Here is a 23,993-nt window from a genome sequence, read left to right on the forward strand (position 1 = left end):
GCATACCATCCCACACAGGGGGCTCACCCCCGATCGTACAACGGCGGGACCACCCGTCGAAGGGAGGAACAGATGAAGAATCTTCTGACAACGGCGGCCGCCGTTGCCATTGCCGCATCCGCGGCTCAGGCGCAGGACGTGACCCTGCGCATCCAGACCCACTATGCCTCCGAGCATCCCTCGGGCCAGTTGGCGGCGATGTTCATCGACGACGTGCAGACCATGTCCGGCGGCGAGATCGCCATCGAGATGTTCTATTCGTCCTCCGTCGTCGCCACGACCGAGACCTTCGACGCTGCCATCAACGGCATCCTCGACTGCGACATGACCGGTGGCGCCTACCAGACGGGCAAGAACCCGGCGTTCCAGTTCGTCGGCGACATCATGGGCGGCTACGACACCCCGTGGCAGCAGATCTCCTGGCTGTACTACGGCGGCGGCTACGATGCCGCGCAGGAACTCTACAACTCGCAGAACATGCAGCTGATCGGCTGGTGGCTCTACGGCCAGGAATCGCTGTCCTCGTCCAAGCCGCTCGCCGGCCCCGAGGACCTGAAGGGCTGGAAGTTCCGTTCGCCTCCGGGCCTCGAGACCGAGATCTTCACCGAGCTGGGCGCAACCCCGATCGTGATGGACTTCACCGAGATCTTCACCGCGCTGGAAACCGGCATCATCGACGGCGCGGACGCCTCGGGCCTGTACAACAACGTGGGCCTGGGCCTCTATGACATCGTCAAGCACGCCACCTATCCCGGCTTCCACTCGATGCCGTCGGACCACCTGGCCTGCAACAAGGACATCTGGGACGGCCTGAGCGAAAAGCACCGCCGGATCATCGACACCGCGATGCAGAAGCTGACGCTGCACACCGCCCTGTCGAACGAGAAGAAGAACGCCGAAGCCGCGGCCGAGCTGACCGCCAAGGGCGTGACGCTGTACAACTGGTCGGAAAAGGACCGCGCCGACTTCCGCAAGGCCGCGCAAAAGGCATGGGACGGCTGGGCCGCCAAGACCCCGGAGGCTGCCGCCCTTGTCGCCAGCCACCGAGAGTACCTGAGCGCCCTCGGCCTCGTCGCCAAGTGATTGCCGGGCTAGTCGCCTCGTGACGACGCGGCGAGCCTTTCGCGAGGCTCGCCGTTTTTGTACCTGCAGCGCCCACGCGCGGCCCGCGCGCCCGGTTCCGGGTGCGTTCCGTCCCGGCGCCGCTGGCCAACCCATCCGCGACACCGGGGAACCCGTCCATGGAACAGCAGCACAGCGTCTGGCTGGGATCGCTCAGAAAGCCGGTCCGCGCCGCGATGATCGGCTTTTCTGGCCTGACCATTGCCCTCTCGATCTACCTGATCTTCAACTCCTCCATCGGCATGCACGAGATGATCCGCCCGCAGGGCAAGCCGATCGTGATCGTCACGCTGATCAGTTTCGCGCTCGCCCTGCTGTTTGCCTCGCTCTACCTCAGCGATGACCGTGGCCTGATCGAGCCCGAACGCACCGGCCCCTTCGACATCCTGTCGCTGGTCTGCTCGCGCCTGGCCATGCTGTCGATCGCCATCGTGGTGATCGTCATGTTCTACGAGGTCGTCTCGCGCTATGCCTTCAACGCACCGACCATGTGGGCAAACGAATTGTCGCTGTGGATCGCGGCCTTCCTGTTCATGCTGGCGGGTCTCTACGCCATGCAGCAGCGCAGCCACATCCGCATCTACGTCATCTATGACATCATGCCCCGCTGGATGCAGAAGGCCTCGGACTGCATGTCGGTCTTCCTGATCTGGGTGTTTACCGCCTGCCTGATCTACGGCGGCTACAACGACGCAGTGCGCCGGATGCTGCGGATGGAGACCTTTGGCACGGCCTGGGATCCGCCGCTGCCCGGCACGGTCAAGCCGATGATCCTGATCGTCATCCTGCTGGTGGCCATCCAGGCGCTGTCGAACCTGATCGCCGACTGGAACAAGGCCCCCGAACACCACAGCCCGGCCGACGAGATCGACGAACACGAGATCGAGCTGATCCGCCGCACCCTCGAACAGGACAAGAAGTAATGGTCGATATCGGCACCCTCTCCCTCATCCTGCTGCTGGCGATGTTCGCGTTGCTGGCCATCGGGATGCCGCTCGGCTTTGCTTCGGCCTTCCTCGCCGTCGTGACGCTGGTGCTCAAGTTCGACGTGGACGTGCTGTTCCGCACCTGGGGCCAGGGCCCGTTCAACGTGCTGGGCCAGGCGGTCTACCGGCAGATGACCAACTACGTGCTGATCTCGGTGCCGTTGTTCATCTTCATGGCGGCGCTGCTGGAACGATCCGGCATCGCACGCGACATGTATTCCTCGCTCAACGTCTGGCTCAGCCGGACACGCGGCGGCATCGCCATCGTGACGAGCGTCATGGCCGTCATCATGGCCGCCATGTCCGGCATCATCGGCGGCGAAGTGGTCCTGCTGGGCCTGATCGCGCTGCCGCAGATGCTGCGGCTGGGCTACAACCAGAACCTGGCCATCGGCACCATCTGCGCCTCGGGCAGCCTGGGCACCATGATCCCGCCGTCGATCGTGCTGATCTTCTACGGGCTGGTGACCGAAACCTCGATCAAGGCGCTGTTCACCGCGTCGTTCCTGCCCGGCTTCATGCTGGCCTCGTTCTTCATCCTCTACATCATCATCACCACCCGTCTGAACCCGGAAAAGGCCCCCCTGCCCAAGGAACCCGAGGATTTCAGCGGCTTCGGCACCAGCCTGCCGGCCAAGGTGATCTTTGCCCTGCTGCTGGTGCTGGCGGCGGTGAACTTCGTCATGGCGGTGTCGGCGGGCGGCGGCTGGATCGGCGCCTTTGTCAACCTGGTCTTTGCCGCCGTGCTGCTGTGGCTGACCTTTGCGCCCAAGGGGACGCTGTTCCTGACCTTCCTCTTCGTCATCTTCTCAGGTTTCTTTGCCCTGATGTTCCTGCGGGCGCTCTACTTCACCCTGACCGGGCAGAACAACCTGAGCGAAGGCACCGACCCGATCGTCATGGGCATGACCTCTGACCTGCCCTGGCTGGGCGGCACGCTGGTCTTCGCGCTGCTGTTGCTGGTCTTCGTCTTCGGCAAGTCGCGGATCGAAACCTCGTGGTCGATGGGCCGCGGCCTGGTGGCGCCGATCATCGTGATCGGCGTGGTGCTGGGGTCGATCTACGGTGGCATCACCGGCATCACCGAGGCGGCCGGCATGGGCGCGGTGGCGGTCTTCGTCATCGGCATGGTGCGGCGCGAGATGACCTGGGACATCGTCTGGGACAGCCTGATGCGCACGCTGAAGTCGACCGGCACCATCATCTGGGTGACGATCGGCGCGGCGGCCCTTGCGGCGGCCTACACCCTGGCGGGTGGCCCGCAGTACGTGGCCAACATGATCGTCGGCGCCGACATGCCGACCATGGGCGTCATCCTGGTGATGATGGTGATCTTTCTCATCATGGGCATGTTCATGGACTGGGTCGGCATCGTGCTGCTGGTCATGCCGGTGTTCCTGCCCATCGTCGTACGGCTTCCGGCCGAAGAGATCGGCTGGCTGGGCCATGTCGATGCGCGCTACATCCCGATCTGGTTCGGCGTGGTGTTCTGCATGAACATGCAGGTCAGCTTTCTGTCGCCGCCGTTCGGTCCGGCCGCCTTCTACCTCAAGTCGGTGGCCCCGCCACACATCTCGCTGACCGACATCTTCCGCGGCTTCCTGCCCTTCATCGCGCTGCAACTCTGTGCGCTGGCGGTGCTGCTGGCCTGGCCGCCGATGATCACGCTCTTCCTCGACTGAGCCTTGCCCGGACCGGCCGCCGTTGGCGGGCCGGTCCGGATCTCCCTTTCCCCCGGGTTTCGTCTGACCGAGAATGCCCCGGGGAGTCGCGGCAGCGCCCCAGGCCCACGGAACAGACCCATGCCCGCCATCGACCGCATCCAGACCGACCATTACCTGCTGCCCCTGCCCCGCGCGCTGAAGGATTCCATGCACGGGGTGATGACCGGTTTTGAAGTCGTGACCGCCCGCGTGACCGATGCCGAGGGCGCGACGGGCACCGGCTACACCTTCACCTGCGGCGTCAACGGCGGCGCCATCGCAGACATCCTGCGGCGCGAGATGACGCCGCGCGCGCTGGGCCGCGACGCCGACCTTGTCGAGGCGCTGTGGCGCGACCTGTGGTGGGATTTCCACTACGGCGGGCGCGGCGGGCCGACGGTGCTGGCGCTGTCGGCACTGGACATGGCGCTGTGGGACCTCAAGGCACGCCGCGCCGGGCTGCCGCTGTATCGCCTGCTGGGCGGCTTCGACCCTGCGGTGCCCTGCTACGCCGGCGGCATCGACATCGACCTGTCCCCGGCGGAACTGGTCGACCAGACCCATGCCAACCTGGCCAAGGGGCACCGCGCGATCAAGATGAAGGTCGGGCGCGACCGGCTGTCCGAGGACGTGGCCAAGCTGGCCGCGCTGCGCGACGCCTTTGACCCCGACATGCCGCTGATGGCCGACGCCAACATGAAATACACCGTCGACGGCGCCATCCGCGCCGCCCGCGCCTTTGCCGATTTCGACCTGACCTGGTTCGAGGAACCCATCGTGCCGGAACACCCCGAGGGCCACGCCCGCGTCGCGGCCGAAGGCGGCATCCCGGTGGCCAGCGGCGAAAACCTCCGCTCGGTCTGGGAGTTCCGCCAGGCCATCCTGGGCGGTGTCACCTTTCCCGAGCCGGACGTCACCAACTGCGGCGGCGTCACGCCGTTCCTCAAGATCGCCCACCTGGCCGAGGCCTTTCACCTGCCGGTCACCAGCCACGGCGCGCACGACATCACCGTGCACCTGCTGGCCGCCGTGCCCAACCGCAGCTACCTCGAGGCGCATGGCTTTGGCCTGGAGGCCTATGTCGAGACGCCCTTGCAGATCGTCGAAGGACGGGCCCTGGCCCCCGAGCGGCCGGGACACGGCATCGCCTTTGACTGGGACCGGCTGGAGCGGCTGCGCGCATGACCTGGTGGCCGGACTTGTGGCAGACTGCGGGAGCGAGGGGCCAGCCCCTCGCGCTCCCCGGGATACTTGTGGCCAGAAGAAACCTGACCCGTCTTGCAAGGAGATGACACAATGCCCCTGATGCTGACCCCGGAGCAGGTCCGGCAGTTCGAGTCGGAGGGTTACCTTGTCGTGGAGGATGTGCTTGACCCGGCGGTTCTGGACGCCGTAAAGGCCGAGTTTGCCGCGCTTCTCGACGATCTTTACGCCGGCTGGCAGGCCGAGGGCCGCGTGCCGCCCGCCGAAGGCAGGGATTTCTGGCAAAAGCTGCTGGTCGCCTACCAGGCCGGGTGCGACTGGTTCCAGCCGATGGACATCTCGCTGCCCGGCGGCGAGATCGCGCCGGACACGCCGTTCCACTTCGGCCCGGCGGTATTCGACATGCTGACCGCGCCGCGGCTGCTGGACATGGTCGAGGACCTGATCGGGCCGGAACTGACCTCGAACCCGATCCAGCACGTCCGGCTGAAGCCGCCCGCGACTGCCCTGCACGCCGACGAGGTCCGCGCCCACATCACCGCCACCGACTGGCACCAGGACCGCGCCGTCGCGCATGAAGGCGCGGACAAAACGCGGATGGTCACCGTCTGGCTCGCCGTGGGCGACGCGACGGTCGAGAACGGCTGCCTGCAGGTGGTGCCCGGCAAGCCGCGGATGTACCCGCATTGCCCACAGAAACAGACCGCGATCGCGCCCGGTTTCCTGGACGAGGAGGCCGCCCTGCCGCTGCCGGTCAGGGCCGGCGGCGCGGTGCTGTTCCACCCGCTGACGCCGCACGCCTCGCTGGTCAACCGCAGCGCGGCCTTCCGCTGGAGTTTTGACATCCGCTTCAACGTCACCGGGCAATCGACCGGCCGTGAGCATTTTCCCAGCTTCGTCGCCCGCTCGCGCGCGGCGCCGGAGACCGAACTGCGCGACTGGCAGGCGTGGAAGGCGATGTGGGAGGCCACCCGCGCCCGCCTCGCCCTGAAGCCGCACATCCCGATCCACCGCTGGCAGGCCGACAGCCCGGTCTGCGCCTGACACGGGTGCGTCGACACCCGTCCCGGACCTGATCCGGGACCCCGCCACAGGAGGCTCCGGATCAGGTCCGGGGCGCGCGTATGAGACCCCGAGGACCCAGATGAGCACCGTTCGCCTTTCCGACGCCGACAACGTCGTCACCGCCGTCACCCCGCTCCAGATCGGGCAGGAGGGCGCCACCCAGATGATCCCGCGCGGTCACAAGCTGGCCACGCAGGACATCCCCATGGGGGCGCCCGTCATCAAGTACGCCCAGGTCATCGGCTATGCCGCCGAGGACATCGCCGCGGGGTCGCATGTCCACACCCACAACCTCGAATTCCGCAACGTGGACATGGCCTACGAGTTCGGCACCAACCTGCGCCCGGCGAAACCGGCCGCCAAGCCTGACACCTTCATGGGTTATCGCCGCGCCTCGGGTCGGGTCGGTACGCGCAACTACATCGCCGTGCTGACCTCGGTGAACTGCTCGGCAACCGCCGCGCGCATGATCGCCGGGCATTTCACTCCGGAAAAGCTGGCCGCCTACCCCAACGTCGATGGCGTCGTCGCCTTTGTCCACGGCACCGGCTGCGGCATGGCCGGTCAGGGGTCGGAGGGGTTCGAGGCGTTGCAGCGGGTGATGTGGGGCTATGCCCGCAACCCCAACGTCGGCGGCGTGCTGATGGCGGGCCTCGGCTGCGAGATGAACCAGATCGACTGGCTGGTCGAGGCATACGGGCTGAAACCGGGCCCGCTGTTCCAGTCGATGAACATCCAGGACGTCGGTGGCCTGCGCAAGACTATCGAACTGGGCATCCGCAAGATCGAGGCCATGCTGCCGATCGTGAACGAGGCGCAGCGCACGGAATGCCCGGCCTCGGACCTGATGGTCGCCCTGCAATGCGGCGGTTCGGATGCCTGGTCGGGCATCACCGCCAACCCCGCCGTCGGCTACGCCTGCGACCTGCTGGTGGCGCAGGGCGGCACCGGGGTGCTGGCCGAAACACCCGAGATCTACGGCGCCGAACACCTGCTGACGGCTCGCGCGGTCAATCGCGAGGTGGGCGAAAAGCTGGTCGGCCTGATCCGCTGGTGGGAGGACTACACCGCCCGCAACAAGGGATCCATGGACAACAACCCCAGCCCCGGCAACAAGAAGGGCGGGCTGACGACGATCCTGGAAAAATCGCTGGGCGCGGCGGCCAAGGGTGGGACGACACCGCTGACCGGCGTCTACAAATACGCCGAGCCGGTCACCGCCAAGGGCTTCACCTTCATGGACAGCCCGGGCTACGATCCGGCCAGCGTGACCGGGCAGATCGCCAGCGGCTGCACGCTGGTGTGTTTCACCACCGGTCGCGGCTCGGCCTTCGGGGCGAAACCCTCGCCGTCGATGAAGGTCGCCACCAACACCGAGATGTACACCCGCATGACCGAGGACATGGACGTCAACGCCGGCACCATCCTCAGCGAAGGCAAGACCGTCGAGGACGTCGGCCGCGAGATCTATGCGATGTGGCTGCGCATGGCCTCGGGGGAGAAATCGAAATCCGAGGCGCAGGGTCTGGGCGATTTCGAGTTCGTGCCCTGGCAGATCGGCGCGGTGATGTGATGGTCCTGCGCATCGGTCTCTTCCGCGCCACGCCAGGGGCAGCCCGGGCCGATCGCCACGGAGCGGGCAAGAATTTTCGAAAATTCTTGCAAATTTCCGTGCGGAAATTTGGCCGCCCGGTGGCACCGGTTTCATGACCTCGGCGCTGCCGCTCTGCATCATCGGCGCAGGCTCGATCGGCCGTCGACACATCCAGATGGCGACCGAATCCCCGGCGATCCAGCTGACCGCCGTGGTTGAACCCCATCCAGAAACACGCGCCGCGCTGGCCGGGCAAGGCCTGCCCATGGTCGCCAGTATTGACGACGTGCCAACGGACACCCGCGCCTGCATCGTCGCCACGCCGACGCCCGACCATTGCCCGACCAGCCTCGCCGCGCTGGACAGAGGCTGGGCGGTGCTTGTCGAGAAACCCATCGCCGACACGCTGGACAACGCCCGCGCGGTCGCAAGGACCGCCGCAGACAAGGGCCTGCCGCTGATCACCGGCCACCACCGACGATGCCACCCCTTCGTGCAGGCGGCGCGCGAGGCGCTGCGCGAGATCGGCCCGCTGGTCGGCCTTCAGGGCCTTTGGTCCCTGCGCAAGCACGACAGTTACTACGATGTGCCCTGGCGCCGCCTGCCCGGCGCCGGCCCGCTCGCCACCAACCTCAGCCATGAGATCGACCTGCTGAACGTCTTCGCTGGCCTGCCGGTCGAGGTGACCGCGCTGACCTCAAGCGCCGCCCGGGGGCTGGAGATCGAAGACACCGCGTCGCTGGCCTTCCGCTTCGAAAGCGGCGCGCTCGGCTCTTTCCTGATCTCGGACGCCGGTGCCTCGCCCTGGGCCTTCGAGGCCGCCACAGCCGAGAACCCGGCCATCGCGCCCTCGGGCGAAGATTACATCCGCATCACCGGCACCCTGGGCGCGCTGGCTTTCCCCTCGCTCACCCGCTGGGGGGCCTCCGGCCCGGGCGAGGTGGAGTGGTCCAGACCGCTGCTGCGCCACGATGCGCCGACCTTCCCCAGGGTCGACCCGCTGCGGGTGCAGATCGACCGCTTTGCCGCCTGTCTCGACAGTGGCGCGGACGACGTCCTGTGCCAGCCGCGCGACGCGATCGCGGCGCTCGAGATGACATTGGCCACCGCCCTGTCGGGACTGACGCAGCGACCCGTGAGGCGCGGCGAGGTACCGGGACATTTCAAAGGAGTACTGACATGAGACTGACGGGCAAGAGCGCCTTCATCACCGCCGCCGGCCAGGGCATCGGCCGCGCCATCGCCGAGGCCTATGCGCGCGAGGGCGCCACGGTGACCGCAACCGACCTGCGCGCCGACCTGCTGGAGGGCCTGGACGGCACCACCTTTGCGCTGGACGTGACCGACAAGGCAGCCCTGACAACCGCCATCCAGGACGCCGCGCCGGACATCCTGGTCAACTGCGCGGGCTTCGTCCACGCCGGCCCCCTGCTGGACGCGACGGACGCGGAATTCGACTTTGCCATGACGCTGAACGTCCGCTCGCAGTTCCACGCCATGCAGGCGGCGGTGCCGGGGATGATCGCCCGCGGCGGCGGCTCCATCGTCAACATCGCCTCGATCGCGGGCAGCATCGTCGCGGCACCCAATCGGTGCATCTACGGCACCTCCAAGGCGGCCGTCATCGGCCTGACGAAATCCGTGGCGCTGGACTACGTGACCAAGGGCATCCGGGTGAACTGCATCTGCCCGGGCACCGTGGACAGCCCCTCGCTGCATGATCGTTTGCGCGCCATGGGCGACTACGAGGCCGCGCTGAAGGCCTTCAACGCCCGCCAGCCGATGGGCCGCATCGGCACACCGCAGGAGATCGCCCACCTGGCGGTCTACCTCGGCTCGGACGAAAGCGCCTTCACCACCGGGCAGGCGCATGTGATCGACGGGGGATGGGCCACCGGCTGACCCTGGCTCAAGGACCGGCGCACCGCTGCGCCGGTCCTCGCTGGCACAACCGCCCGGATGAGGCGCCCCGCCACTCCTGGCGGGACGTGTGTTTACCGTCACTTTGCCGATGACCGAACCCATCGGGCCCTCTTGACCTCCCCCCGCCCTGCCCCGACAAGACCCCATGGCCCAAGCCCAACCTCGCGAAGACAAGACCGCCGCCGGCGTCCTGCTGATGGCGCTGGCCGTGGTGTTCTTTACCTGCATCGACAGTTCCGCCAAGTGGCTGATCGTGGCAGGCCTGCCGGCGCTGCAGGTCGTCTTTGCCCGCTACACCGGGCACTTCCTCGTGGCGCTGCTGCTCTACGGGCTGCGTGATCCGGGGGCTTTCCGATCGAATGCGCCGGGACGGCAACTGTTGCGCTCGCTGTTCCTGCTGGGCAGCACCATCCTCAACTTCACCGCGCTGCAATACCTGCCGATCACGGTGACCACGACGATCATGTTCGCAGGTCCGGTCGTGGTCACGCTGCTGGCCATCCCGATCCTGGGCGAGACGGTGGGCCTGCGCCGCATCCTCGCCGTCTGTTCAGGCTTCCTCGGCGTCATCGTGGTGATGCAGCCCTGGGGGGCCGAGTTCCACCCGGCGATGTTCCTGTGCCTGGCCGCGCTGACCTGCGCCTCGCTCTATTTCCTGATGACCCGCCTGCTGGCCGGGATCGAGGCGAACGCCACGCACCAGCTGTGGTCCTCCGGCATCGCCGCGGCCACGCTGCTGCCCTTCGTGCTGTCGGGCTGGGCCTGGCCCACGGGCGGCGACTGGATCCCCTTCGTGCTGATCGGCATCTTTGGCGCGGTGGGGCACATCGCGGTGACCACGGCGCACCGCTGGGCGGATGCCTCCATCCTGGCGCCGGTGATCTACATCCAGATCTTCCTGGCCGCCTTTGCCGGCTGGCTGCTGTTCGACACGCTGCCCACGGTCTGGACGCTGGGCGGCGGCGCGATCATCATCGCCTCGGGCCTCTACATCTGGCAGCGCGAACGCAAGCTTCGCAAGGACGTGGTCCGCCCGGAACCGTCCCCCCGCTGAGTACGGCGCGCGCCAAAAAAAATCGTCCACGATTTTTGCAAATTCCGTCCACGGAATTTGGCCGCCCCACCCCGACGGCGCGCGCGGACGGGCCGCGCCCGACAAGGCCGCCGGCCTCAGCCGCGCCCGATGTAGGGCATCGCCGAGGCCATGACGGTCATGAACTGCACGTTCGCCCCCAGCGGCAAAGAGGCCATGTGCAGCACCGAGGAGGCCACATGCGCCACGTCCATCACCGGCTCGACCGCGATGGAGCCGTCCGCCTGTGGCACGCCCTTGGTCATCTTCTGCGCCATGTCGGTCAGCGCGTTGCCGATGTCGATCTGCCCGCAGGCGATGTTGTAGGGCCGCCCGTCCAGCGACAGCGAGCGGGTCAGCCCGGTGATCGCGTGTTTCGACGCGGTATAGGGGGCCGAGCCCCAGCGCGGCACATAGGCCGAGACCGAGCCGTTGTTGATGATCCGCCCGCCCATCGGATCCTGCCGGCGCATCCGGGCAAAGGCCGCGCGGGCACAGATGAACGACCCGGTCAGGTTGATGTCGATGCAACGCCGCCAGTCGGCCACGCTGATCTCGTCCACCGGAGCCCCCATGACCGACACGCCGGCGTTGTTGAACAGGGCGTCGATCCGGCCCCATTCTGCAACGGCCTTGTCAAAGGCCGCATCCACCTGCGCCTCGTCGACCACGTCGCAGGGCAGCGCCAGCGCGTTATCGTGGCTGTCCGCCATCTCGGCCACGCTCTCGGGCGTCCGCCCGACGATGCCGACGCGCCAGCCGGCGTCCAGAAAGACCTGAGCGCAGGCCTTGCCGATACCGCGGGCGCCGCCGGTGATGATGATGCTCTGACCCATGTCCCTGCGTCTCCTGTCTTCTTTGGTTTTGAAAATACCTCGGGGGGGGCCGCAGGCGGGGGGCAGCGCCCCCCTCCGACCTTGCCACCGGGCACGGCCTCAGTGGTTGTCGCGCGGCAGGTCCTTGCGGATGCGCTGGTAGGCGGTCGCCAGTTCCAGGCAGCCGCCATTGGCCAACTGCCCGACATGCGCGCGGTAGATCTCCTGCCAGGGGGTCTGGTTGACGATCACCGGCGCGGTCCAGGCCGCCTTGCGCGCCTCCCACTCGTCCTCCGGCACCAGCGCGTCCATGCGCGAGACATTGAGGTCCAGCCGCACCCGGTCCCCGGTCTTCAGGAACGCCAAGCCGCCGCCCACCACCGACTCGGGTGAGGCGTTCAGGATCGACGGGCTCTCCGAGGTGCCGGACTGCCGCCCGTCGCCCACCGTCGGCAGGTGGGTGATGCCGGCCTTCACCAGCGCGTCCGGCGGCTGCATGTTCACCACCTCGGCCGATCCCGGGTAGCCCACGCAACCCACGCCGCGGATGAACAGCACCGTGTGATCGTCGATGCCCAGGTCAGGGTCGTTGATCCGGTCGTGGTAGTCCTCCGGCCCCTCGAAGACCACGGCGCGCGCCTCGAACACGCCCTCGTTGCCGGGCTCGGACAGGAACCGCTTGCGGAACTCGGCCGAGATCACGCTGGTCTTCATCAGTGCCGAGTCGAACAGGTTGCCCGTCAGCACCTTGAAGCCCGCCTTGGTGCGCATCGGCGCGTCGTAGCGCTTGATGACGTCGGTATCCAGGCTGTCGACCCCGGCCAGGTTGGCGCCCAGGGTGTTGCCGGTCGCGGTCATCACCTCGGTGTGCAGCCGCCCGGCGGCCATCAACTCGCCCATCACGGCGGGCACGCCGCCGGCGCGGAAAAAGCTTTCGCCCAGGTATTCACCGGCCGGCTGCATGTTGACCAGCAGCGGCACGTCGTAACCCACCGTCTCCCAGTCCTTGACGTCCAGCTGCACCCCCGCGTGCCGCGCGATGGCCTGCAAATGCGGCGGTGCGTTGGTCGAGCCGCCGATGGCCGAGTTCACCACGATAGCATTCTCGAAGGCCTCGCGGGTAAGGATGTCCGACGGCTTGAGATCCTCGTAGACCATCTCGACGATACGCTGCCCGGTCTCGTAGGCCATGGCCATACGCTCACGGAACGGCGCGGGAATCGCGCTGTTGCCGGTCAGCGACATGCCCAGCGCCTCGGCCATGGCGTTCATGGTGCTGGCGGTGCCCATGGTGTTGCAATGGCCCAGCGAGGGCGCCGAGGAACAGACCCGCGCCATGAACTCCTCGTAGTCGATCTTGCCCTCGGCCAGCAGGCGGCGCGATTCCCAGACGATGGTGCCGCTGCCCGCGCGCTTGCCCTTCCACCAGCCGTCCAGCATCGGCCCGCCGTTCAGCGCGATGGCCGGCAGGTCGACCGTGGCCGCGCCCATCAGCATGGCCGGCGTGGTCTTGTCGCAGCCGGTGGTCAGCACCACCCCGTCGATGGGATAGCCATGCAGCACCTCGACAAGGCTCAGGTAGGCCAGGTTGCGGTCCAGCGCGGCGGTCGGCCGCTTGCCGGTCTCCTGGATCGGGTGGACCGGGAATTCCATCGGGATGCCGCCCGCCTCGCGGATGCCCGCCTTGATCCGGTCCATCAGAAAGACGTGGATCTTGTTGCAGGGGGCAATGTCGCTGCCGGTGTTGGCGATGCCGATGATCGGCTTTTCACCCTGCAACTCGTCGCGGGTAAAGGCCTGGTTCTGATAACGCTCGACATAGAGCGCGGTCATGCCCGGATTGTTGGGATTGTCGAACCACTCCTGCGAGCGGAAGCGCTTGTTGGCGCGCGTGTCGGACATGGTCTTCCTCCCCTGGGACGCGCCCGCCGATTCTGGCGGGTCTGGTGTCTTGTACGAGCATTTCAATTTGGTATACCAAATGCAAGCCGCTCGGGACAAACCGGGCGCGACGGGCGCACGGCGCCCAGCCCTGGGAGGACCTTCATGATCCGCAGCCTGGCCGCCTGTGCGGTGCCCCTTGCCCTGCTCCTTGCGGCCCCCGCCGGGGCCGAGGGCCGTCTCGACATCACGACGGTCAACGCCTGTGTCGCCACCTCGACAGAACTTGGCACCTCACCCAACGGCTGCGTCGACCAGGCCCATGCCCCGTGTTTGCAGGTGGACAGTGAAACGCCCGCCGTGGCGACGCTCTGTTTCGAAGAGACCCGCGCCGACTGGTCCGCCGCCATCTCCGCCCGCATGGCCACCCTGTCAGCGACCGCGCCCGAGCGGCTGGCCGCGCTGGCCGGGATCGAACTGAAATACGACCTGCTGACCGCGCTGGTGCAATGCGACCGGATGGAGGAACTGGCCCAGCTGCGCGAGATTGCCGCCGAGGATACCTTGCTGCAAAAGACCCGCTGCGCCGCCACCGCCTCGGGGCTGGCCTATGTCCGCCTGCTCTGGCGCCTGCCCGACCCCGAAACCGCCCCACAATCGCCCCCCGCCCAGGAGAAAGACCAATGATCGGAGAACCGCCCAAGCTGACGCTGATCAAGGGCACACCGCGCCCGACGGCCGCGCAGATCGCCGCCTTCCAGGGGGTCGAGACCGCGTTTCTCTGCGACGCCATGGGCGGCCTCGGCGCCATGCACACCAGCATCGGCCCCATCGGCTTTGGCCGCGACCTCGACTGCCGCGCGGCCGGCCCGGCCCTGGTGGCCGACAGCGGCCCCGGCGACATCATCGCGACCCTTGCCGCCGTGCACCGGCTGACGCCCGGCGACATCCTGGTGCACGCGGCCCACGGCCACCAGGGCTGCGCCACCATCGGCGACCAGCTCTCGGGGATGTTGAAGAACGCAGGTGCCGCAGGCTTCGTCACCGATGGTCCGATGCGCGACTACGCGGGCATCGTCGCCGCCGGCCTGCCCTCCTGGTGCACTGGGCTGAACCCCAACTCGCCCTTCACCTCCGGCCCCGGCACGCTGGGCGGCAGCGCGGTTGTCGGCGGCTGCCAGATCGCCACCGGCGACATGATCGTTGCCGACCGCAATGGCGTGGTGGTGATCCCCTTCGCACAGATCGACAAGGTGCTGGCCCGGTTGAAGGATGTGGCCCGGCTGGAGGCCGAACTGGAAGCCAAGGTCAAGGCGGGCTTCCGCGATCCGCTGGACCTGGACGCCATGTTGGCCGACGGCACTGCGGTGGAGATCGGGTAAGGGGGCGCTGCCCCCGTCGCCTGCGGCGACTCCCCCGGAGGTATTTGCGCAGAGAAGAAACACGGGCTTGCGCTTCTTCTTTGTGAAAATACTCCCGGGGTGAATGGTCCGCAGGACCAGAGGGGCAGCGCCCCTCGGCTTTCCCGATGTATCTGCAAATGGTCAGGCAAAGGCGCTCTTCGCACCTGCGCTCATCTGCGTCTTGAAGATCGAGGTGTTGTCCGGTGCCGGCGGCAGTGGCAGGGTCACGGGCACATTCTCGAGCCTCGGCGTCAGACAGGGCACCCCGGAGATCATCCGGTCCTGGAAATCCGCCCAGAACCTGCGCTGGCCGAGCGAATGAATGTAGCTCGACCCGCCGAGCAAGGGCCAGGCGTCGGCGGCCGCGCATTCGTAGAACAGGATCTTGCGGGCGCGGTCCGACAGGTTGGGCGCCGATCCGTGCAACAGGCGCACATGATGCACCGTCATGTCCCCCGCCTTGCCGGTCAGGGTGACGATGCGCTCCTTCTCGAACAGCGTGTCGTCCGGGTCGATTGCGCCGGCAAAGACGCCGTTCACATGGTGGCTCAGAACCGGTCCCCTGTGCGACCCGGGGATCACCATCAGCGGGCCGTTTTCCGGGGTCACGTCCTCCAGCATCAACCCGAAGGCCAGCAGCGAGTCGTTGGTGGCCGGGTAGAAGGCCCAATCCTGGTGCCACTCCACCGCCGCGCCACCGCCCGGCGCCTTGCAGTTCAGCTTGGCGGTGTTCAGCACCGTGTCCGGGCCGAGAAGGTCGTTCAGCACCTCGGTCACGCCGGAATGTTTCAGAATGCGGTCGTAGACCGGGTGTTGCTTGTGCGGCAGCTTGATCCGGGTCAGGCGCGGGGCGGCGGCCGAATGCCCCTTGTCCAGGTCGAAGCGGTCGTCGCTTTCAATGACCTGGCGCGAGGCCTCGATCAGGTCGTTGGTGACCTGCTGGAGCTCCGCCAGTTCGGCCGGTGTCACCACCTGCTCGACCTTGAGGTAGCCGTTTTCGGCGTAGAACGTTCTTTGATCCTGGCTCAGCATTGCCTGTCCTCCTGCTTATGGTATCGATACCATCGCAGGATCGAAGCTGTCAAACGGAGGCAGGGATGAGCGGTCAGCGCAGATGGGTGACGATGGGCGACGTGGCGCGCGCCGCCGGGGTCGGCAAGATCACCGTCAGCCGCGCCCTGCGCACGCCGTCCAGGGTCAGCCCCGAGACGCTGGAAAAGGTGCAGAAGGCCGTGATGGACCTGGGCTATGTCCGGGACGAAACCGCCGGGGCGCTGTCCTCGCAGCGCTCGCGCGTCGTCGGTGCGCTGGTCTCGACGCTGGAACAGCCGGTCTTTGCCACCACGATTCGCGGGCTGGAGGAGGGCCTGAGTGCAGGCGGTTTGCAACTGTTGCTGGGCAGCACGCGCTACGAGCCGGGAAAGGAGGCCCTGATGGTCTCCACCCTGCTGGGGCGCCGCCCCGACGCCCTGATCCTGACCAGCACCGAACATACCGAGGCCACCCGCCGCCTGCTGGACAATGCCCGGCTCCCGGTGATCGAGCTGTGGGAACTGCCGGACCGGCCGATCCACGCCGCGGTCGGCTTTTCCAACCGGGCGGCGGGGTTCGACATGGCGCGGCACCTGATCGGCAGCGGGCGCCAGCGCCTCGCCTTCCTGCGCACAAGGCGCGGCGCCGACACCCGCGCGGACCTGCGCCAGAAGGGCTATCTCGATGCGCTGGGCGGGCGGTCGCCGCGCATCCTTGCGATCCCGACGGGCGACGACCTCAGCGGGCCGGACTACGGCGCACGCGGGCTGACGCAGCTGCTCGACCGCTGGCCGGACACCGACGCCGTGGTCTGCGTTTCGGACGGGCTGGCGGTGGGCGCGCTGTGCGAGGCGCGGCGGTGCGGGCTGTCGGTGCCGGGCGACCTGGCGGTCACCGGCTTCGGCGACATCGACGTGGCGGGTGACGCGGCGCTGGCGCTGACCACCGTGCGCATCGACGGCGAGGCGATCGGCCGCGAGGCCGCGCGCCTGACCCTTGCCGCCACCTCGGGCGAGGACATCAGGGGCCAGCGCATCGACCTCGGTTACACCCTGATGCGCCGCGCGACCGGCTAGCCGCGCCCCTTTTTCGCCTCCTCCTCGAGGTCGAGCCCGTTCATCCGCGCGATGTGATCGGCGATCCAGGGCACGTAGTCCTCGGCATGTCCCTGCGCCTCGACCTGGGTGAAATACTGCCGCGTGGCGGACAGCATCAGGGTCAGCGCGCCCGCCTCCGCCGCCATGGCATTGGCATAGCGCACGTCCTTCGACGCATTGGCGATCGAGAACATGTGCGCGTCACGGTTGCGGTCTACCGCGTAGCTCATGAAGGTGTCGAAGAACCCGTTACCCATTCGGGATGAGCCGATCACCCGCTGGATCGTCGCCGGCGGGATACCCACCTTGGCGCCCAGCGCCGTCACCTCCGCATAGAGCGCGGCATAGCTCATGGCGATGGAGTTCATGATCAGCTTCATCTTGTGCCCCGCGCCGACCGGGCCCACGTGGTTGATGTTGCCCGCCCAGCACTGGATCACCGGCAGGATGCACTCGTAGACCTCCGGGTCCGCGCCCACCATGGCGTCCAGCGTGCCGGCCTCGGCCTCCTTGGGCGTACGGCCCAGCGGCGCGTCGACCAGGTGTCCGCCCTTCTCCGACAACTCCGCCGCCAGCGCCAGCGTCACGTTCGGATCGGAGGTCGAGCAGTCGACCACGATCAGCCCCGCCTTTGCGCCCGCCAGGATACCATCCGGGCCGTGAAAGACGCCCTGCACCTGCGGCGCGTTCGACAGGCAGATGTGGATGACGCCGCAGCGTTCGGCCATCTCGCGTGGGGTCGTGACCTCCTCGGCGCCGCGCGCCACCAGGTCCTCGACGGGCGCGCGGTTGCGGTTGCCCTTCACCACCAGCGGATGCCCCTTTTCCAGCAGGTTCTTGGCCATCCCGTGGCCCATCAGGCCCACCCCGATAAAGCCAACTGTCACCTTGTCGCTCATGCTCACCCCTCCCGGTCAAAGCGCCGGGGGTGGGACGGCGGGCGGGGCGATGCGGACCAAGGGGCCGCGAGCGGCGTCCCGGCGTCCACGGCCCTGCCAGACCGTTGACATTCCCGCCCCGGCTGGTTTCATTGCAAATGGTATACCAAACGGACCGCCACGCAAGCAGGTCCGGACCGCCGCAAACCCTGGGAGGACGATCATGCCAGCGACACGGGCCTGCGCCCCATGCTGACCTTCGCGCTTGCGGTGCTGTTCCTGATCATCACCCCCGGCCCCGGCGTGCTGTCCACCGCCGGGCTGGGCGCGGCCTACGGGTTCCGCCCCGGCCTTGCCTATGTCACCGGACTGTTCATCGGCACGAACCTGGTGGCGCTGGCGGTGATCTCCGGCCTCGCCGCCGTGGTACTGAGCGTCCCGGTCATCCGCACCGTGCTGATGGTCGCCTCCATCGCCTACCTGGTCTACCTCGCTTCCCGCATCGCCTTTGCCGGCAGCCGCATCGCCTTTATCGAGGCCAAGGCCCCGCCCGCGGTCCTGTCGGGCATCCTGTTGCAGGCGATCAACCCAAAGGCCTATGCCGTCAACACCACGCTCTTTGCCGGCTTTCCCTTTGCGCCGGACAACCTGGCGTTTGAAACCCTCGCCAAGCTGGTCATCGTCAACGCGATCTGGATTCCCATCCACCTCGGCTGGCTCTTTGCCGGGGCAACCCTGCACCGCCTGAACCTGCCGCAACAGACCCAACGCCGGATCAACTACGCCATGGCCGCCTCGATGCTGGCGGTGGTCGCCCTTGCCATCCATGCCGCCGGAGGCCGCAATGCCCAATGACGCCGCCATCGCCGAACTGAAAGCGTTGCTGGGCGACCGCCTGTCTACCTCCACCGCCGAACGCACCCAGCACGGCCGGAACGAGACCTGGTATCCCGTCACCCCGCCCGAGGCGGTGGCCTGGCCGGACACCACGCAGGAGGTGTCGGAGATCCTGAAGATCTGTCACCGCCACCGCTGCCCGGTGACCGCCTACGGCGCGGCCAGCTCGCTCGAGGGCCAGCACCTCGCCCTGCATGGTGGCATCAGCCTCGACATGACGCGCATGAACCGCGTGCTGGCGATCCAGCCCGAGGACCTGACCTGCGTCGTGCAGCCCGGCCTCACCCGCAAGGCGCTGAACGCGGCGCTGCGCGATACCGGGCTGTTCTTCTCGGTCGATCCCGGGGCGGATGCCAGCATCGGCGGCATGGCGGCCACCCGCGCCTCCGGCACCACCGCCGTGCGCTACGGCACCATCCGTGACAACGTGCTGGCGGTCGAGGCGGTGATGGCCGACGGCACGGTGATCCGCTCGGGCACCCGCGCGCGCAAATCCGCCACCGGCTATGACCTGACGCACCTGATGATCGGCTCCGAAGGGACGCTGGGCATCCTGACCGAACTCACGCTGAAACTGCATGGGCAACCGGAGTGCATCACCGCCGCCACCTGCCGGTTCGAGGACGTGCAGCAGGCGGTGGCCTGCGTCATTGCCACGATCCAGTGCGGCATCCTGATGGCGCGGATCGAACTGCTGGACCACATGATGGTGCGCGGCTTCAACGCCTATGCCAACGCCGGCCTGCCGGAAGAGCCGCACCTGTTCCTGGAATTCCACGGCGCCCCGGCCGCCGTGGCCGAACAGATGGCCAGCTTCGAGGAGATTGCGCAGGATCACGGCGGGCGCGGCTGGCGCACCGCGACCACCACCGAGGACCGCACCGCGCTCTGGGCGATGCGCCACAACGCGCATTACGCCTCGGCCGCGCTGGGCAAGGGCAAGCACATCCTGCCCACCGATGTCTGCGTGCCGATCTCGCACCTGGCCGAGGCCATCGCCCAGTCACAGGCGGATGCGCAGCGGCTGGGACTGACAGCCACCATCGTCGGCCATGTCGGCGACGGCAATTTCCACGCCGGCCTGTCGGTCGACCCGAACGACCCGGGCGAAATGGCGCGCGCACAGGCCTTCACCCACGCGCTGGGCGAAACCGCGCTGCGGCTGGGCGGCACGGTGTCCGGCGAACACGGCATCGGCATCGGCAAACAGGATTTCATGACCGCCGAACACGGCCCCGCGCTGGCCTACATGCGCGCGATCAAGCAGGCCTTCGACCCGCTTGGCATCCTCAACCCGGGCAAGCTGCTGCCCCCCGAACACGTTGCGAGGGCCGCCGAATGACCCGCTTTCTTTCCCTAGGCGAAATCATGGTCGAAATGGCCCCCGCCCCCGACCATCCGGGCCTGTTCCGGCTGGGCTATGCCGGGGACACCTTCAACTGTGCCTGGTACGCCCGCCGCCTTCTGCCCGCCTCCTGGACGGTGAGCTACGGCACCGTGCTGGGCGCGGACCCGATGTCCGACGACCTCGCGCGCTTCGTCACCGCGCAGGGCATCGCGGGCGACGCGCTGCGGCGCGATGCCACGCGCACCGTCGGCCTCTACATGATCCAGACGCGCGACGGCGAACGCAGCTTTTCCTATTGGCGCGGCCAGTCGGCGGCCAGGACGCTCGCGGACGATCCCACCTGGCTCGACGCCACGCTGGCCGACCGCAGCGTGATCCAGTTCTCCGGCATCACCCTGGCGATCCTCGCCCCCGAGGCGCGCAAGACCCTGTGTGCCGCGCTGGGCCGCGCCCGCGCCCACGGCACGCACATCGCCTTTGACACCAACCTGCGCCCGCGCCTCTGGGACAGCGCCGAGGCGATGCGCTCGGGCCTGCTGATGGGCGCCAGCGTCGCCGACACCGTGCTGCCCAGCTTTGACGAGGAACAGCTGGCCTTTCACGATGCCACGCCCGAGGACACCCTGCGCCGCTACCGCGCCGCCGGCGCCTCCTGCGTGGTGATCAAGAACGGCGCCGCCACCTTCCAGGGCTGGACCGAGGAGACCGGCAGCGTCACCTGCACCCCGCCGACCGTTTCGCAGGTCGTCGACAGCACCGCCGCCGGCGACAGCTTTGCCGCCGGGTTCCTGGCTGCCCGCGCCATGGGCGAAAGCCTAGCCACCGCCATGACCCGCGCCGCCACCCTGGCCTCGCAGGTCATCCAGCATCCCGGCGCGCTCGCGCCCCAGATCTTTGACGGAGAAACGCAATGAACATCCTGATCCTCGGCGGCGCCGGCCTCATCGGCCAGAAACTCGCCCGCGCGCTGGCCGCCCGCGGCACCCTGCGCGACAAGCCGATCAGCCGCCTGACCCTGGCCGACGTCACCACCCCGGCCGAGGTCGACGCGCCCTTCGATGTCCAATACCGGACCTGCGACATCACCAGCGCCGCCTCGATGGAGGAAACCATCGCGGCCGACACCGATGTGATCTACCTGCTCGCCGCCGTCGTCTCGGCCCATGCCGAACAGGACTTCGACTTCGGCTACAAGGTCAACATGCACGGCACGCTGAACGTGCTGGACCGCGCCCGCGCGCTGGGCACGCAACCGGTGCTGGTCTTCACCTCCTCCATCGCCGTGTTCGGCGGCGAGACCCCGCAGCCCTTCGACGATTTCTCGCTGCCCAACCCGCAGATCAGCTACGGCGCCCAAAAGGCCATCGGCGAGATCCTGGTCAACGACTACTCGCGCCGCGGTTTCATCGACGGGCGCGGCTTCCGCCTGCCCACCATCTCGGTCCGGCCGGGCAAGCCCAACCGCGCCGCCTCGGGCTTCATGTCGTCGATCTTCCGCGAGCCGCTGCAAGGCCAAGCCGCCAACTGCCCGGTCGACGAGGATTTCCCGCATTTCTACCTCTCGCCGCGCAAATGCGTCGAGAACCTGATCAAGGGCGCCGAGATCCCGCGCGACGCCCTCGGCCTGAACCACTGCATGACCATGCCCGGCCGGGTCTGGACCATCCGCCAGATGATCGACGCCATGACCGCCGTCGCCGGCCCCGGCCCGGCAAAGCTGATCACCTGGGAGCCGCAGCCCGAACTCGACTCCATCCTGAACGGATGGCGCATGGACATCCGCCCGCAAAAGGCCGCCCGCCTCGGCCTGGAACCCGACGCCAGCTTCGAGGACAACATCCGCTACTTCCTCGAGGACGACCTGCCGCAGTAGGCCCGGCCTTTCCCTTCTTTGGTTTGAAAAATACCTCGGGGGGAGCCTGCCACAGGCAGGCGGGGGGCGGCGCCCCCCCTTCCTCCCCAAAACAGGAGCACAGACATGTCGACCTTCGCACTCTATCCCAGCCTCAAGGGCAAGACCGTGCTGATCACCGGCGGCGCCTCCGGCATCGGCGAGGACATGGTCCGCGCCTTTGCCGCGCAAGGCGCCCGCACCGGATTCGTCGATTTCAACCGCGAGGCAGGCGAGACGCTGGCCGCCGAGGTCGAGGGCGACGTGGCCTTCGAATACTGCGACCTGCGCGACATCGACCAGCTGCGCGCCGCCTTTGCCGCGCTGGCCGACCGGCTGGGCCCGGCCACCGTGCTGGTCAACAACGCCGCCCGCGACGACCGCCACGGCTGGCAGGACGTGACGCCGGAATACTGGGACGAGCGCATGGCCACCAACATCCGCCACATGTTCTTTGCCATCCAGGCGGTGGCACCGGGGATGATCGCCGCCGGCGGCGGGTCGATCATCAACATGGGATCGAACAGCTGGTGGGAGGCCGGCGGCAACATGCCCGCCTACACCACCGCCAAATCCGCCGTGCACGGGCTGACCCGCACCATGGCCCGCGACCTCGGACCGCACCGCATCCGCGTCAACTGCATCGTGCCGGGCTGGATCATGACCCAGCGGCAGAAGGATCTCTGGGTCACGCCGGAAGCGATCGAGAAGCACCGCCAGCGCCAGTGCCTGCCCGACCTGATCGAACCGGTCTACCTGGCCCGCATGGCGCTGTTCCTGGCCAGCGACGACAGCGCCATGTGTTCGGCCAGCAACTACATGGTCGAGGCCGGCTCGATCTGACGGTTTCGGATCGCGTGCCGCGATCCGACCGGCCGGGGGCTCTGCCCCCGGACCCCCGGGATATTTCGGGCCAGAAGAAGACTGGGCGCGCGCGGCACCGGGCGGAGCGTCGACCTCCGCCCGGAGGGCAAGTCTATTCCGCCGCCATCTGACCGTAGGGGGTGGACAGCGAGATCGCACGCTCTTCGTCGGTCATGTTCTCGGCCACGCCTTCGAACAGCGGCGTCGAGAGATACCGTTCGCCGGTGTCGGGCAGCATGACCAGCATCACCGATCCGGCGGGCGCCTTTTCGGCCACCTGCATCGCCACGGCAAAGCTGGCGCCGCCGGAAATCCCGGTGAAGATCCCCTCTTCGGCCGCCAGGCGTTTCGACCAGGCGATCCCGTCCGGCCCCGCCACCGGCAGCAATTCGTCGTAGAAGCCGTTGTCGATGCTTTCCTGGAGCACCCAGGGGATGAAGTCCGGCGTCCAGCCCTGGATCGGGTGCGGATTGAAGTCGGGGTGGCCCTCGGTCGGCTGGTGGGCGGCGTTGCGGGTGTTGACGTAGCCCGAGCCGACGATGGCCGCGTTGGCGGGTTCGCTGAGAATGATCCTGGTGTCGGGGCGTTCCTTGCGCAGCAGCCGCGCCACCCCGGTGACGGTCCCGCCGGTGCCGTAGCCGGTCACGAAGTAATCCAGCTTTTCGCCGGCGAAATCGGCCAGGATCTCGCGCGCGGTGGTGCTTTCGTGGATGTCAGCGTTGGCGGCAGTCTCGAACTGGCTGGCCAGGAACCAGCCGTTCGCCTCGGCCAGTTCCTTGGCCTTGGTGTACATGCCGAAGCCCTTCAGCCCCTTGGGCGTCAGCACAACCTTGGCGCCGAGAAAGCGCATCAGGCGGCGCCGCTCGATCGAGAAGCTTTCGGCCATGGTGACCACCAGCGGATAGCCCTTGGCGGCGCAGACCATGGCCAGCCCGATGCCGGTGTTGCCGGAGGTCGCCTCGACCACCGTCTGGCCGGGTTTCAGCGTGCCGTCCCGCTCGGCCGCCTCGATGATGCCGATGGCGAGGCGGTCCTTGACCGAGGCCGCCGGGTTGAAGGCCTCGGCCTTGACGTAGACCGTGACGTGTTCGGGCGCGATGCGGTTGATGCGGATCACCGGCGTGTCGCCGATGGTGTCAAGCACGTTGTCGTAGCGGCGTCCGCGCCCTGAAGTGGTGCGTTGTGTCATGGTCGTCTCCCTGTTCCTGGCGGTCCGCTG

22 protein-coding genes are annotated in these 23,993 nt (G+C 67.8%); 17 read left to right on the top strand and 5 right to left on the bottom strand.

Annotated elements, in window-relative coordinates; genetic code table 11:
- The first annotated feature begins 72 nt into the window (after nt 1-72).
- From MAA8898_RS11950 to MAA8898_RS11990, 9 genes are all read left to right on the top strand, one after another.
- A complete protein-coding gene (locus MAA8898_RS11950) occupies nt 73-1,083 on the top strand; it encodes a TRAP transporter substrate-binding protein (protein WP_094021256.1) in 1,011 nt (336 codons plus the stop codon).
- A gap of 158 nt (nt 1,084-1,241) precedes the next feature.
- Nucleotides 1,242-2,045 (top strand): TRAP transporter small permease subunit, encoded by an 804-nt coding sequence (locus MAA8898_RS11955; RefSeq protein ID WP_094021257.1) that lies wholly within the window; start codon nt 1,242-1,244, stop codon nt 2,043-2,045.
- Nucleotides 2,045-3,790, top strand: coding sequence for a TRAP transporter large permease (locus tag MAA8898_RS11960; RefSeq protein WP_094021258.1), 1,746 nt, complete (start codon nt 2,045-2,047; stop codon nt 3,788-3,790). The genes MAA8898_RS11955 and MAA8898_RS11960 overlap by 1 nt, the downstream gene beginning before the upstream one ends.
- Nucleotides 3,791-3,910: 120 nt before the next feature.
- Nucleotides 3,911-4,996: a mandelate racemase/muconate lactonizing enzyme family protein gene (locus tag MAA8898_RS11965; RefSeq protein ID WP_094021259.1), complete on the top strand. Its 1,086-nt coding sequence runs from the start codon at nt 3,911-3,913 to the stop codon at nt 4,994-4,996.
- A 111-nt stretch (nt 4,997-5,107) separates the two neighbouring features.
- Nucleotides 5,108-6,058 (top strand): phytanoyl-CoA dioxygenase family protein, encoded by a 951-nt coding sequence (locus tag MAA8898_RS11970; RefSeq protein ID WP_245853389.1) that lies wholly within the window; start codon nt 5,108-5,110, stop codon nt 6,056-6,058.
- Nucleotides 6,059-6,158: 100 nt separating this feature from the next.
- A complete protein-coding gene (locus tag MAA8898_RS11975) occupies nt 6,159-7,652 on the top strand; it encodes a UxaA family hydrolase (RefSeq protein WP_094021260.1) in 1,494 nt (497 codons plus the stop codon).
- A 133-nt stretch (nt 7,653-7,785) separates the two neighbouring features.
- On the top strand, nt 7,786-8,856 hold the full coding sequence (locus tag MAA8898_RS11980; RefSeq protein ID WP_094021261.1) for a Gfo/Idh/MocA family protein: 1,071 nt from the start codon (nt 7,786-7,788) through the stop codon (nt 8,854-8,856).
- On the top strand, nt 8,853-9,575 hold the full coding sequence (locus tag MAA8898_RS11985) for an SDR family oxidoreductase (RefSeq protein ID WP_094021262.1): 723 nt from the start codon (nt 8,853-8,855) through the stop codon (nt 9,573-9,575). The genes MAA8898_RS11980 and MAA8898_RS11985 overlap by 4 nt, the downstream gene beginning before the upstream one ends.
- Nucleotides 9,576-9,741: 166 nt before the next feature.
- Nucleotides 9,742-10,650 (top strand): DMT family transporter, encoded by a 909-nt coding sequence (locus MAA8898_RS11990; protein WP_094021263.1) that lies wholly within the window; start codon nt 9,742-9,744, stop codon nt 10,648-10,650.
- A gap of 116 nt (nt 10,651-10,766) precedes the next feature.
- Here MAA8898_RS11990 and MAA8898_RS11995 read toward each other — a convergent pair whose 3' ends face one another.
- Entirely contained in the window at nt 10,767-11,504 is a 738-nt protein-coding gene (locus MAA8898_RS11995; RefSeq protein WP_094021264.1) for an SDR family oxidoreductase, read from the bottom strand.
- Nucleotides 11,505-11,603: 99 nt separating this feature from the next.
- Nucleotides 11,604-13,385 carry an IlvD/Edd family dehydratase gene (locus MAA8898_RS12000; RefSeq protein ID WP_094021265.1) on the bottom strand — a complete coding sequence of 594 codons (1,782 nt, stop codon included), beginning with the start codon at nt 13,383-13,385 and terminating at the stop codon, nt 11,604-11,606.
- A gap of 144 nt (nt 13,386-13,529) precedes the next feature.
- On the opposite strand from MAA8898_RS12000, the gene MAA8898_RS12005 reads away from it, so the two are divergent.
- Nucleotides 13,530-14,051 (top strand): hypothetical protein, encoded by a 522-nt coding sequence (locus MAA8898_RS12005; RefSeq protein WP_094021266.1) that lies wholly within the window; start codon nt 13,530-13,532, stop codon nt 14,049-14,051.
- Nucleotides 14,048-14,746, top strand: coding sequence for an RraA family protein (locus MAA8898_RS12010; protein ID WP_094021267.1), 699 nt, complete (start codon nt 14,048-14,050; stop codon nt 14,744-14,746). The genes MAA8898_RS12005 and MAA8898_RS12010 overlap by 4 nt, the downstream gene beginning before the upstream one ends.
- Nucleotides 14,747-14,908: 162 nt before the next feature.
- On the opposite strand, the gene MAA8898_RS12015 is transcribed toward MAA8898_RS12010, so the two are convergent.
- Nucleotides 14,909-15,799, bottom strand: coding sequence for a phytanoyl-CoA dioxygenase family protein (locus MAA8898_RS12015; protein WP_094021268.1), 891 nt, complete (start codon nt 15,797-15,799; stop codon nt 14,909-14,911).
- Nucleotides 15,800-15,864: 65 nt separating this feature from the next.
- On the opposite strand from MAA8898_RS12015, the gene MAA8898_RS12020 reads away from it, so the two are divergent.
- Nucleotides 15,865-16,875, top strand: coding sequence for a LacI family DNA-binding transcriptional regulator (locus MAA8898_RS12020; RefSeq protein WP_176445140.1), 1,011 nt, complete (start codon nt 15,865-15,867; stop codon nt 16,873-16,875).
- On the opposite strand, the gene MAA8898_RS12025 is transcribed toward MAA8898_RS12020, so the two are convergent.
- Nucleotides 16,872-17,795 carry an NAD(P)-dependent oxidoreductase gene (locus MAA8898_RS12025; protein ID WP_094021270.1) on the bottom strand — a complete coding sequence of 308 codons (924 nt, stop codon included), beginning with the start codon at nt 17,793-17,795 and terminating at the stop codon, nt 16,872-16,874. The genes MAA8898_RS12020 and MAA8898_RS12025 overlap by 4 nt on opposite strands.
- A gap of 228 nt (nt 17,796-18,023) precedes the next feature.
- Here MAA8898_RS12025 and MAA8898_RS12030 point away from each other — a divergent pair, with 228 nt between their 5' ends.
- The 5 genes from MAA8898_RS12030 (at nt 18,024) to MAA8898_RS12050 (ending at nt 22,753) form a co-directional block, all read left to right on the top strand.
- Entirely contained in the window at nt 18,024-18,629 is a 606-nt protein-coding gene (locus MAA8898_RS12030; protein ID WP_094021271.1) for a LysE family translocator, read from the top strand.
- Nucleotides 18,619-20,013, top strand: coding sequence for an FAD-binding oxidoreductase (locus MAA8898_RS12035; RefSeq protein ID WP_094021272.1), 1,395 nt, complete (start codon nt 18,619-18,621; stop codon nt 20,011-20,013). Before MAA8898_RS12030 ends, MAA8898_RS12035 begins: the two co-directional genes overlap by 11 nt.
- Nucleotides 20,010-20,933, top strand: a complete 924-nt coding sequence (locus tag MAA8898_RS12040) for a sugar kinase (protein WP_094021273.1) — start codon at nt 20,010-20,012, stop codon at nt 20,931-20,933. The genes MAA8898_RS12035 and MAA8898_RS12040 overlap by 4 nt, the downstream gene beginning before the upstream one ends.
- Complete coding sequence (gene denD / locus MAA8898_RS12045; RefSeq protein WP_094021274.1) at nt 20,930-21,892, top strand: D-erythronate dehydrogenase; 963 nt, start codon at nt 20,930-20,932, stop codon at nt 21,890-21,892. The genes MAA8898_RS12040 and denD overlap by 4 nt, the downstream gene beginning before the upstream one ends.
- Nucleotides 21,893-21,997: 105 nt before the next feature.
- Nucleotides 21,998-22,753 carry an SDR family NAD(P)-dependent oxidoreductase gene (locus MAA8898_RS12050; protein ID WP_094021275.1) on the top strand — a complete coding sequence of 252 codons (756 nt, stop codon included), beginning with the start codon at nt 21,998-22,000 and terminating at the stop codon, nt 22,751-22,753.
- Between the two features lie 133 nt (nt 22,754-22,886).
- Here the strand turns inward: MAA8898_RS12050 and MAA8898_RS12055 are convergent, their stop codons facing one another.
- Nucleotides 22,887-23,963: a PLP-dependent cysteine synthase family protein gene (locus MAA8898_RS12055; RefSeq protein ID WP_094021276.1), complete on the bottom strand. Its 1,077-nt coding sequence runs from the start codon at nt 23,961-23,963 to the stop codon at nt 22,887-22,889.
- Between the last annotated feature and the right edge of the window lie 30 nt (nt 23,964-23,993).

This window comes from Antarctobacter aquimaris (assembly GCF_900184945.1).
GTDB lineage: Bacteria > Pseudomonadota > Alphaproteobacteria > Rhodobacterales > Rhodobacteraceae > Maliponia > Maliponia aquimaris.